At 71.2% G+C, this 10,519-nt stretch carries 14 protein-coding genes; 9 read left to right on the top strand and 5 right to left on the bottom strand.

Going from position 1 to position 10,519, the window contains the following annotated elements:
• The 5 genes from G6022_RS07825 to G6022_RS07805 all read left to right on the top strand — a co-directional run.
• The coding region (locus G6022_RS07825; protein ID WP_182691315.1) for a DUF2520 domain-containing protein at positions 1 to 268 on the top strand (268 nt) is incomplete at its 5' end.
• Positions 265 to 1,251, top strand: coding sequence for a pantoate--beta-alanine ligase (gene panC / locus G6022_RS07820; RefSeq protein ID WP_182691313.1), 987 nt, complete (start codon positions 265 to 267; stop codon positions 1,249 to 1,251). The genes G6022_RS07825 and panC, both read left to right, overlap by 4 nt.
• Entirely contained in the window at positions 1,252 to 1,677 is a 426-nt protein-coding gene (panD, locus tag G6022_RS07815) for an aspartate 1-decarboxylase (protein WP_179524479.1), read from the top strand.
• 16 nt (positions 1,678 to 1,693) lie between these two features.
• Positions 1,694 to 2,464: a type III pantothenate kinase gene (locus G6022_RS07810; RefSeq protein WP_182610267.1), complete on the top strand. Its 771-nt coding sequence runs from the start codon at positions 1,694 to 1,696 to the stop codon at positions 2,462 to 2,464.
• A gap of 33 nt (positions 2,465 to 2,497) precedes the next feature.
• Positions 2,498 to 3,163 (top strand): TMEM175 family protein, encoded by a 666-nt coding sequence (locus tag G6022_RS07805; RefSeq protein ID WP_182610268.1) that lies wholly within the window; start codon positions 2,498 to 2,500, stop codon positions 3,161 to 3,163.
• A 31-nt stretch (positions 3,164 to 3,194) separates the two neighbouring features.
• Here G6022_RS07805 and ygiD read toward each other — a convergent pair whose 3' ends face one another.
• Positions 3,195 to 3,986 carry a 4,5-DOPA dioxygenase extradiol gene (gene ygiD, locus G6022_RS07800; RefSeq protein WP_182610269.1) on the bottom strand — a complete coding sequence of 264 codons (792 nt, stop codon included), beginning with the start codon at positions 3,984 to 3,986 and terminating at the stop codon, positions 3,195 to 3,197.
• Positions 3,987 to 4,245: 259 nt separating this feature from the next.
• On the opposite strand from ygiD, the gene G6022_RS07795 reads away from it, so the two are divergent.
• From G6022_RS07795 to lysS, 3 genes are read left to right on the top strand one after another with little or no spacing between them, the layout of a single operon-like run.
• A complete protein-coding gene (locus G6022_RS07795; RefSeq protein WP_241731117.1) occupies positions 4,246 to 4,662 on the top strand; it encodes a rhodanese-like domain-containing protein in 417 nt (138 codons plus the stop codon).
• Positions 4,663 to 4,720: 58 nt separating this feature from the next.
• The gene (glsA, locus tag G6022_RS07790; RefSeq protein WP_182639067.1) at positions 4,721 to 5,683 is read left to right on the top strand and encodes a glutaminase A; all 963 of its coding nucleotides are present in this window, start codon (positions 4,721 to 4,723) and stop codon (positions 5,681 to 5,683) included.
• 21 nt (positions 5,684 to 5,704) lie between these two features.
• Complete coding sequence (lysS, locus tag G6022_RS07785) at positions 5,705 to 7,324, top strand: lysine--tRNA ligase (protein WP_179524485.1); 1,620 nt, start codon at positions 5,705 to 5,707, stop codon at positions 7,322 to 7,324.
• Positions 7,325 to 7,355: 31 nt separating this feature from the next.
• On the opposite strand, the gene G6022_RS07780 is transcribed toward lysS, so the two are convergent.
• Positions 7,356 to 7,985, bottom strand: coding sequence for a DUF1801 domain-containing protein (locus tag G6022_RS07780; RefSeq protein WP_182691311.1), 630 nt, complete (start codon positions 7,983 to 7,985; stop codon positions 7,356 to 7,358).
• 102 nt (positions 7,986 to 8,087) lie between these two features.
• Here G6022_RS07780 and G6022_RS07775 point away from each other — a divergent pair, with 102 nt between their 5' ends.
• Positions 8,088 to 8,699 (top strand): L,D-transpeptidase, encoded by a 612-nt coding sequence (locus G6022_RS07775; RefSeq protein WP_182610522.1) that lies wholly within the window; start codon positions 8,088 to 8,090, stop codon positions 8,697 to 8,699.
• A gap of 4 nt (positions 8,700 to 8,703) precedes the next feature.
• Here G6022_RS07775 and G6022_RS07770 read toward each other — a convergent pair whose 3' ends face one another.
• The 3 genes from G6022_RS07770 to G6022_RS07760 all read right to left on the bottom strand — a co-directional run.
• Positions 8,704 to 9,258, bottom strand: a complete 555-nt coding sequence (locus G6022_RS07770) for a hypothetical protein (RefSeq protein WP_182610523.1) — start codon at positions 9,256 to 9,258, stop codon at positions 8,704 to 8,706.
• Positions 9,259 to 9,398: 140 nt separating this feature from the next.
• Positions 9,399 to 9,929, bottom strand: a complete 531-nt coding sequence (locus G6022_RS07765; protein ID WP_182610524.1) for a hypothetical protein — start codon at positions 9,927 to 9,929, stop codon at positions 9,399 to 9,401.
• 112 nt (positions 9,930 to 10,041) lie between these two features.
• On the bottom strand, positions 10,042 to 10,519 hold a 478-nt coding region (locus G6022_RS07760), incomplete at its 5' end, for an ATP-dependent helicase C-terminal domain-containing protein (RefSeq protein ID WP_277819486.1).

Raw genomic sequence — 10,519 nt, 5'->3', positions numbered from 1 at the left:
CGCCGGGGCGCTGGCCCGCCGTACCCTCGAGCCGCTGCTGCGGGCCGCGCTCGACAACGTCCTGGCCTCCGGGGAGTCGGCGCTGACCGGCCCCGTGATGCGCGGCGACGCGGTGACGGTGTCGCGCCACCTCGACGCGCTCGAGGACGTGGACAGCGGAATCGCCGCCGGGTACCGCGCGCTCGCGCTGCGGACGGCGGATCGCTGCGGTGCCGGACGCGACGTCACCGACCTCCTGGCCCCCGACCTGACGGAGCAGCTGCGATGACCACCTCGACCCTCCCCGTGCGGACGGCGGTCCCGGGACGGCCGGGTACCGGCTACACCCGGGGCGAGCTGACCGTCCACCACGACCCCTCGGCGCTGCACGCGGTCACCCGGTCGCTGCGCAAGGTCGGCAGGCAGATCACCTTCGTCCCGACGATGGGGGCGCTGCACGAGGGACACCTGGCCCTGGTCGAGGCCGCCCGCCGGACTCCCGGCTCCGTGGTGGTGGTGTCGATCTTCGTCAACCCGCTGCAGTTCGGGCCCGGTGAGGACCTGGACGCCTACCCGCGGACACTCGACGAGGACGTGGCCAGGCTGGCCGCCGCCGGGGTCGAGCTGGTCTTCGCCCCCAGCGCCGCCGCGATGTATCCGAACGGGCCGAGGACCACCGTGCTGCCCGGGCCGACGGGGGACATCCTCGACGGTGCCTCCCGCCCCGGTCACTTCGCCGGGATGCTCACCGTGGTGGCCAAGTTGTTCAACATAGTCGCCCCTCACCAGGCGTTCTTCGGGGAGAAGGACTATCAGCAGCTGGTCCTGATCCGTCAGATGGTGGCCGACCTGGACATGGACGTCCGGGTGGTGGGTGTGCCGACCGTCCGCGAGTCGGACGGGTTGGCGATGAGCTCACGCAACCGCTACCTCTCCGGGGAGGAGCGGGAACTGGCCACCACGCTCAACGCGGCGCTCGTGGCCGGGACGTTCGCGGCCAAGGGGGGCGGGCAGGCCGTGCTCGACGCCGCCCGCGCGGTCCTGGCGGAGCGACCGCAGATCTCGATCGACTACCTCGAGCTGCGGGCCGGCGACCTCGGCGAGCCGCCGCAGGAGGGTCCGGGGCGGCTCCTCGTGGCGGCCCGGATCGGCTCCGCCCGCCTCATCGACAACGTCGGCGTGGCCATCGGCACGGGGTTCCTCGCCGCCGCCGAGGCGACCGTCGCCTCCCAGCAGGCCGAGCTGGCCGCAGACCTCCAGGAAGGCGTCTAGATGCAGCGCACCATGCTCCACTCCAAGATCCACCGGGCGACGGTGACCCAGGCGGACCTGCACTACGTGGGTTCCTGCACCATCGACGCGGACCTCATGGACGCCGCGGACCTGCTCGAGGGGCAGCAGATCGACATCGTCGACATCGACAACGGCTCCCGTCTGACCACCTACGCCATCACCGGCGAGCGGGGCTCGGGGGTCATCAGCATCAACGGTGCGGCCGCGCACCTCGTCCATCCCGGGGATCTGGTGATCATCATCGCGTACGCGGTGATGGAGGACGCCGAGGCGCGGGCCTACGAGCCGCGCGTGGTCTTCGTGGATGCCCACAACCGCACGCTCACCGAGGGCACCGATCCGGCGGACGTCCCCGAGGGGTCGGGCCTGAAGAACCCGCGCGTCCCCGAGCCCGCCACCGTCTAGGTGTCGGGGTAGGGCCGTGTTACTCACCGTCGACGTCGGCAACACCCACATCCGGCTCGGCGTCTTCCCCCCCGATGGCGGTCCACTCGAGCGCACCTGGAGCATGCGGACGTCGCCGGCGGTGACCTCCGACGAGTTGGCGCTGACCATCCGGGGGTTGCTCGGCGAGTGCGCCGAGCGGCTCACCGGAATCTCGGCGATGTCGGTCGTGCCGTCGGTGACGGGCGAACTGCGACGGATGGCCGCAGATTACTGGCCCGGGTTGCGCGCGGTCGTGGTGGCGCCCGGAGTGAAGACCGGGGTACCACTGCTCGTGGACTCTCCGCGGGAGGTGGGGTCCGACCGGGTCGTCAACGCCCTGGCAGCCCACACCCTGTTCGAGGGCGCGGTGATCGTCGTCGACGTGGACACCGCGACCACGGTCGACGCCGTCTCCGCCCGCGGCGAGTTGCTCGGTGGGGCGATCGCGCCCGGGATCGACATCTCCGTGGACGCTCTCGCCGAGCGCGCGGCCGCGTTGCGCAAGATCGAGGTCGTGCGGCCCCGGGGCGCGCTGGGCAAGAACACGGTCGCCGCGCTGCAGGCCGGGATCGTGATCGGGTTCGCCGGGCAGATCGACGCGCTGGTCGACCGCCTGCGGACGGACGTCGCCGAGTTGGCCGACGCGGCGGTGGTGCTGACCGGACTGCGTGCGGAAGTCGTGGCGGAGGAGTCGCGGACGATCACCGACGTGGAGCCGGAGCTCGCGCTCGAGGGACTGCGACTGGTGTTCGAGAGGAACACCTGAATCCCGCCCCGCGCCGGTGGCATGCTGTCCGCCATGGACGGGATCGGACGGAGAGAGATCGACGACGACGACGAGGTGATCCGCAGGGACACCTCCGAGTTCGACCGCGGGGTGTCCTTCTTCGACGCCATCTACGGCTTCGCCGTCACGCTGCTCATCGTGAACGTCGACCTGCCGGGGCCGGAGGCGTGGCAGGACCTCGGCTCCCTGGCGGCATCCGGGCTCGGGCAGCAGCTGACCGGGGTCGCACTGAGTTTCGTGGTGATCTGCGCGCTGTGGCGGGTCAACGTCAGGATGATCAAGGGCCTCACCGGACTCGACGGCCCGATGGTGGTCGGCAACCTCCTGGCGACGGGCCTGGTGATCCTCGTGCCCTTCACCACCGACGCGATCAGCAACCCGGCCACGGCCGATCTCGACCTGCCGACCGCGCTCTACGCCCTCAACATCGCCGGGGTGTCCCTCGCGCAGGCCGCCGTGTACCAGCGTGGTCGCGCGGTCGGACTGGAACGCCGTCCCACGTCGGCGAGGGAGAACCGCAGAATGCTCCTGGCGGCGACCGCCACCCCGGTGGTGTTCCTGGCATCGGTCCCCGTGGCGGTGACGGTCGGCGCGGGGACCGCCCAGCTGATGTGGGTGTCCTTGGTCGTGCTGCTGCCGTTGACGGGCGGCCTCGCGAACCGGGCCAGGGGGACCTGACGGCGCAGCGGGGTCAGGCCGCGCGTGCGGGTCAGGCCGCGGAGCGGTAGCTCGTCATGGAGACCGACCCCCAGGCGTACCCCTTGCTGAAGGCGTCCAGCTTCTCGCCGGATCCGGCCGCCATCCCCGCCGTGTAGAGCAGGGGCAGGAAGTGGTCGGCGCTGGGGACGGCCAGTCGGGCGTCGGGGTGTTCGACCAGAGAGAGGGCGTCCTCCGGCCGCTCGGTGAGCAGTTCCTGGGCGTGGTCGTCGAATCGGTGCGCCCAGTCCGTCCCCGAGTCCCCGCGGGAGGGGTCCGCGGCCGCCAGGTTGTGCACCACGTTGCCGCTGGCCAGGATCAGCACACCGGAGTCCCGCAGCGCCGAGAGCCTGGTGCCCAGGTTGAAGTGGTAGCCCGCGGGCTTGGAGGCGTCCACCGACAACTGGGCCACCGGGACGTCGGCATCGGGGAACACGTGGGTGAGGACGGACCACGTGCCGTGGTCGAGCCCCCACGAGTCCCGGTCCTCGCCGACCCAGGTGGGTTTGACCACCTCGGCCACCTCCGAGGCGAGCTCGGGTGCACCGGCGGCCGGGTAGTCGAACTCGTTGAGCTCCCGTGGGAAGCCGTAGAAGTCGTGGATCGTCCTCGGGTTGGCCATCGCGGTCACCGCGGTGGCCCCGATGTACCAGTGGGCCGAGACGGCCAGCACGGCGCGGGGACGTTCGGGGAGGGAGGTGCCGAGCGCGGCCCATTCGCGGGTCCACTGGTTGACCTCGAGCGCGTTGAGGGGGACGCCGTGGCCGATGAAGACGGCGGGCTGACGCGTGCGTGCGGTGGTCATGATGCTCCTTCGGTCTGACTACATGATGCATCAACTAATGTTCGGGCGCCAGCGGGTGTGCTGTCGGGTGTGGTCAGCGGGCCGAAGGAATCCGCTCTTGTCGTAGATAGACCGGTCTGTCTATTATTGGGGCCATGCACGCACGACGAATGCCCTCGGCCGGTCCGGCGGGCTCCGCACGTGCGCAGCACTGGTGTCCCCGACCGGCAGCAGCACCCTCGAACGGACCGACCGGGACCCGCCTGACCAGGAGCACCAGATGACCTCTCTCGCCGTCACCCTCACCGACCCCGCCGCCCTCACGCTGGACGTGGCGGACTACCGCACCACCGTCGAGGCGGGGGCGCTCGTCGTGGACATCCGCTCACGGGTCCAGCGCGAGCGGCAGGGTGTGCTGGCCGGGGCGGTCGCGGTCGAGGCCCGCCCCGTCGTCGAGCTGCTCGATCCCCGTTCGGCGGCACCCCTCGCCGCCGTGGACGAGGGGCGCGAGGTGCTCCTCGTCAGTGACGACGGCCTCGACGCCGAGCTGTTCGCCCTGGAACTGCACTCCCGTGGTGTGCGAGGGGTCCGGGCGGTGGACGGGGGGCACGACGCACTGCGGGCGGCGGGGGCGCTCGGCCTGCTCTCGGACGCCGAGCACCTGCTGCGCGAGCGATCCGCGATCTCGGCGCACTGAGCGCGGCACCACGCCCGACCGGGGGCGCGCGGGCACCGGCCCCGGTACGGTCGCGTCCATGACGGACCACATCTCGGCAGACCTTCTCCAGGGCATCCTCGACGAGGTCCGTGACGACTCCTCGGGCGAACTGGTCCCGCACCTCGGCGACTACGAACACCCGAACCCCGACGCCCTGGCGATGGCGGTGTGCGACCTCGAGGGCACCGTGACCTCGGCGGGGGACGACGACATCCGCTTCGATCTCCAATCCGCCTCCAAGCCCTTCGTGTACGCCCTGGCCCTGGACCAGAAGGGCGTGGACGAGGTGGCCAAGCGGATCGGGGTCGAACCCTCCGGGGACGCCTTCAACGAGATCTCCCTCGAGGCCGGGACCGGCCGGGCACCCAACGGTCTGGTCAACGCCGGGGCGTTGGCCGCCCACGCGCTCGTCGGGGACACCGACAACGACGAGGTCTCGCGCTTCGAGCACATCCGCGCACTGCTCTCCCGCCTCGTCGGCCGTGACGTGGAGGTCGACGAGGAGATCGCCGACATCGAGGCCAAGAGCGCACACCGCAACCAGGCGCTCGCGCACCTCCTCGCCGAGGAGGGCACCCTCGCGGACGACCCCCACGAGGTGGTGGCGGGGTACGGACGCCAGTGCGCGGTCCGCGTGGACGTCCGGGAACTCGCCCACATGGCCGCCATGTTCGCGAACGGCGGTCTGAAGCCCGGCAGCGACGAGCGGATCCTCGGGCGCAAGGCGGTCCGCTACGCCAACAGCGTGATGTTCACCTGCGGCATGTACGACGCGGCGGGCGACTGGGTCTACCAGGTCGGACTGCCCGCGAAGAGCGGGGTGTCGGGGTGTCTGTTCGCGGTGGTTCCCGGTAAGTTCGGGATCGCGGCCTACTCGCCGCGCCTGGACGAGCACGGCAACAGTGTCCGGGCGGCGGCCGCCATCGAGCAGCTGTCGGACCGGTTCGACCTCCACGTCCTCGACCACGTGCGCGGTGACGGGTTCGGCCCCGCCGCATAGGGACGACTATCCTCGGGAGTCGTGACCGACTCGACCCCCGCCGCGACCGAGCCCGCCGACGACACCCCCGAGCAGCTGCGTATCCGTCGCGACAAGCGGCAGCGCATCCTCGATTCCGGCGTCGACGCCTATCCGGTCGAGGTCCCCCGCACGCACGGGCTCGTCGAGATCGCCTCGGATCCGCGCTTCGTCGCCCTCGAGCCCGGGGAGGAGACCGACGTCCGGGTCTCCGTCGCGGGCCGCGTGCTGTTCGTCCGCAACACGGGCAAGCTCTGCTTCGTCCGACTCCAGGACGGCGTGAGCCCGGACGCCGACCTGTCGGTCCCGGCGACCGAGGGCGGGCCCGACTCGTTCGCCCCGCAGTTGCAGGCGATGCTCTCGTTGGCCAACGTGGGCGAGGAGCGGCTCGAGGCGTGGAAGCAGGACGTGGACCTCGGTGACCACGTCTCGGTGACCGGCCGCGTGGTGCGGTCCAGGCGCGGCGAGCTGTCCGTCATGGCCGACTCGTGGGTGCTGGCGGCCAAGTCGCTGCGTCCGTTGCCGGTGGCGCACAAGGAACTGAGCGAGGACACGCGCGTCCGTCAGCGCTACACCGACCTCATCATGCGCGACACGGCCCGGCGCAACGCGGTCACCCGCATCAAGGTCGTCCGGGCCCTGCGGGACGCCCTCGACAGGCGGGGGTTCCTGGAGGTGGAGACGCCGATGCTGCAGACGTTGCACGGCGGCGCCGCCGCCCGGCCGTTCGTCACGCACTCCAACGCCCTGGACCTGGACCTGTACCTGCGCATCGCCCCCGAGCTCTACCTCAAGCGATGCGTGGTGGGCGGCATCGAGCGGGTCTTCGAGATCAACCGCAACTTCCGGAACGAGGGTGTGGACTCCTCACACAGCCCCGAGTTCGCGATGCTCGAGACCTACCAGGCCTACGGGGACTACGACACGTCCGCCACGATGATCCGTGAGGTCATCCAGGAGGTCGCGCGCGAGGTGTTCGGCACCACCACCGTCACCCTCGCCGACGGCACGGAGTACGACCTGGGCGGGCAGTGGCGTGAGATGCGTATGTACCCCTCGCTCAACGAGGCCCTGCGCGCGCAGCACCCCGAGGTGGTGGGGAACACCGACGAGGACACCGTCACGGTCGACTCGACGGTCGAGGAACTCACGGAACTGGCCGGCGAGGTCGGGCTCGAGGTGCCCTCGGGCAGGGGCTGGCTGCACGGCAAGCTGGTCGAGGAGCTGTGGGAGCACCTGTGCGGTGACCAGCTCGAGGGGCCGGTGTTCGTCCGCGATTTCCCGGTGGAGACCTCCCCTCTGACCCGCGATCACCGCACGGATCGGGGGGTCACCGAGAAGTGGGACCTCTACGTCCGTGGGTTCGAGCTGGCGACCGGCTACTCGGAGCTCGTCGACCCGGTGATCCAGCGTCGCCGGTTCGAGGACCAGGCGCGGCTCGCCGCGGCCGGTGACGACGAGGCGATGGTGTTGGACGAGGACTTCCTGGCCGCGATGGAGCAGGGGATGCCGCCCACCACCGGGTTGGGTATGGGGATCGATCGTCTGCTCATGGCGCTCACCGGGCTGGGCATCAGGGAGACGATCCTGTTCCCGATGGTCAAGCCGCTACCGCGGGACTGACGCGACCGTCACCGGCGACGCTCTGGCTGCGTCAGTCCGGCTGCGCCCACGCCGCCGCCACGAGTTCGCGGAGCACGGGTTCCCGGATCCGGGCCAGGGTCGTCACGTAGAGGCACCCCGTGCCGGTCTTGTGCGGCCCCAGCGTCGCGAGCAACGCGTCGGCTCCCGGGGCCCCGAGCAGTCCGTAGAGGCTGATGGCGGAGGCGCGGGGACTGAAGCCCACCCGGAGGGTGTCGCCCTCACGACCGCTGTCGTACACGTAGTGGTGCGTGCCGTAGCCCACGATCGACGGGCCCCACATGGACGGTGGTTCGCCGGTGACCTCGCCGAAGAGCTCGAGCAGGCGCAGGCCGTCCTCCACCCGCCGGGCGGTGGGCAACCCCTCGATCCACTGCCGTGGGGAGCCCGGTGTCTCGAGAAACGCCGTGTTGTCGTTGCGGCCGGTGGCGCGGGGCCGCGAGAGCGGATCGGCGAGGGACAGCCCCGCCGCGGACAGTGCGTCGCGCAGCACGCCGAGCTGGGAGGGGCCGACCCCGTGCAGCGCCAGAACGTCCCTCTCGGGCGTTCCGTCCAACTGGCGGAGGTCGGTGATCCCGGCCGCGGCGAGGGCGCGGGACGCCGGCGCGGAGAGCCGGGGGAGGGGAAGCGGTGACTCGCTCATGGTCCAGACGGTAGACCTCGCGCCGGTCGAGCGCCCGGGTCGAGACCGGACCGTGACAGCGAGTCGCCCGTCCGGGTGACGTGCCCCGGACATAATCACGGCATGAGAAGAATCCCCTCACGAGTGTTGGTCGGCGCGGTGGCGGCGTTGCTGGTCGCAGGGACCAGCACCTCCGCCGCCTCGGCCCAGGTGTCGCTACCGCCGGAGGCCCAGCAGGTGCTCGATCAGGCCCTGGCGGGATCCGTACAGGCGGACGCGGACCTGCGCACCGCCGCCGGCGGCTGGCTGGAGTCGGCGGGGATCACTCCTCCGCCCGGGTTCGTGCCCCCTCCGGCCGCGCCCCCGCCGCCGCCGGACCCCACCCCGCAGAGCCCGTGTCCGCGTACGGCCGCCGCGTGCGTCGACCTCGACGGGAACCGGACCTGGCTGCAGTCGGGGGAGCGGCTGAGCTACGGGCCGGTACGGATGTCGCACGGAAGGGTCGGTTGGGAGACCCCTCGCGGGACGTTCCAGGTCACCCGGAAGGTGCGCCACGAGGTCAGCCGTCTGTTCGACGACGCCCCGATGCCGTACTCGGTGTACTTCGTGGGAGGGATCGCCTTCCACGAGGGCGATCCGGCCTACGAGTCGCACGGGTGTATCCGGATGGACCGGCCCGCCGCGGCGACTTATTTCGAGAGGCTGCAGGTCGGGGACACCGTGGTGGTGTTCTGACGCCTCACGAGCCGGTGAACATGCGGGCCTCGGCGCGGTCTGGGAGAAGGTACTCGGCGGACTTGGCCGCCAACGCCGATCCGATGATCACGAGGATGAATCCGATCGCCGCGACGAACGGACCGTAGGTGACCGAGGTGCCGTCCGGCAGGCCCGCCAGCATCGGATCCGAGGTGTCGGTCGAGTTGAACAGGACCCAGACGAAGATGAGGTGGGCGATCAACACGAGGGACGCGAGTACCGCGTTGGCGGCCGCGAAGAATCCCAACCGGGTGAACAGCGTGACCGCCACCAGGACCGACAGCACGAGAAGCCCCAGGAAGTTCAGGGGCGCCATCGCGCGCAGGTCCAGGATCTCGGTGAGGTCGAGCGCGCTGATCCCTCCGCCGGTCCCGGTGCTCAACCAGGGGAGGTACAGACTGAGCAGGGCGAGCGCCAGCCCCACTACGGCGATCAGGCCGCCGACGCGGTTTCGCAGGTGCGGGATGATCTTGCCGCCGGTCGGGGTGCTCGCCGACGACGGCGAGGTGCGGGTGACGGGCGTTGTCTGTGCGGCCATGGCGGGTGCCCTTAATCGGACCGGAACCTGTGAAGTGAGGTAAGTCACATAATAGGCGGGGTGTCCGGGTTCTGCCACAACGGTGCGTTCCGGCCGGACGGTGCGGTGGCGGACTGTGACCGCCGGACCGGGCCCGCCCGTCACGTCACGGGATCGACCGGATAGCGAGCGGACCGGGCGGCCCAGGCCGACCCCGCCGACACCATCACGAACCCGAACGCGGCCACATAGGGCCCGGAGGTCACCGTGGCGTTCGCGGGCAGGCCCGAGAGTGCCGGCTCCGTCGACCCCGTGGACAGGATCAGGGTCCAGACAAAGGCGAGGTGTCCCACCAGGACCCCGATCGCCACCACCGCCGCCGCGACGGCGAACGACCCCAGGCGGGTGAGCGCGGTGACGGCCACGAGCAGGGCCAGGACAAGTAGTCCGACGAACAACACCGGTGCGACGCTGCGGACGTCGATGAGCTCGGTGATCCCCAGGGCCGAGATCCGCTCGTCCGCGCCCGTGGCCAGCCACGGCAGGTAGAGGCTGAGTAGCGCCAGCGCCAGACCGGCGGACGTCACGAGCGCCCCGATCCGGTTCCGGACGCGCGGGATCCGCTTGGTCCGTGCGGGGGTCCTGGTCGGGAGGGGGACCCGGTGGGGTGCGGGTGGGGTGTACGCGGGCATGGCGATCACGCTCCGGGCGGGGTCGACGGACGCGGGTGCGGTTGCTCACATCGTAGGAGGCGGGCCGCTCCGGAGCATTGCGGCAGGGCGGTTCGTTATGGTAACGGGATCCTCAATGTCGACGGTTGGTCCGACGAGTGGGTTCGGCGCCCATCGGGTCCTCCGGCCACGGGTGCCGGGGATAGCGGCCCCGCATCTCCGCCCGTACACCGGGATAGGCCTCGCGCCAGAAGAACTCCAGGTCGCGGGTCACGGCGAGTGGCCGTCCGGCGGGGGAGAGCAGATGGACGGTCACGGGGACCCGCCCGTCGCAGATCCGGGGTGAGGCGGTCCACCCGAAGCACTCCTGCAGCTTGACCGCCAGCACCGGTGCGGCGTCGGATCCGGGTTCCGGGTAGTCCACGCGGTATGACGACGAGCTGGGCACCTGCAGGCGGTCGGGCACCAGATCGTCGAACCGGGCCGCCTCCGGCCACGGGAGCAGTCGCCGCAGCGCGGGGCCGATGCCTCGTCCCGCCAGCTTCCCGCCGCGCGCGAGGGCGTCGACCTCAGGCCCGAGCCACTCGCTGAGCCTGTCCGCGAGCGCCTCG

Origin of the sequence: Dietzia sp. Cai40 (assembly GCF_014145165.1) — a bacterium.
Lineage (GTDB): Bacteria > Actinomycetota > Actinomycetes > Mycobacteriales > Mycobacteriaceae > Dietzia > Dietzia natronolimnaea.
The sequence above is the reverse complement of the archived record's forward strand: the minus strand, read 5'-3'. Positions and strand labels throughout refer to the sequence as shown.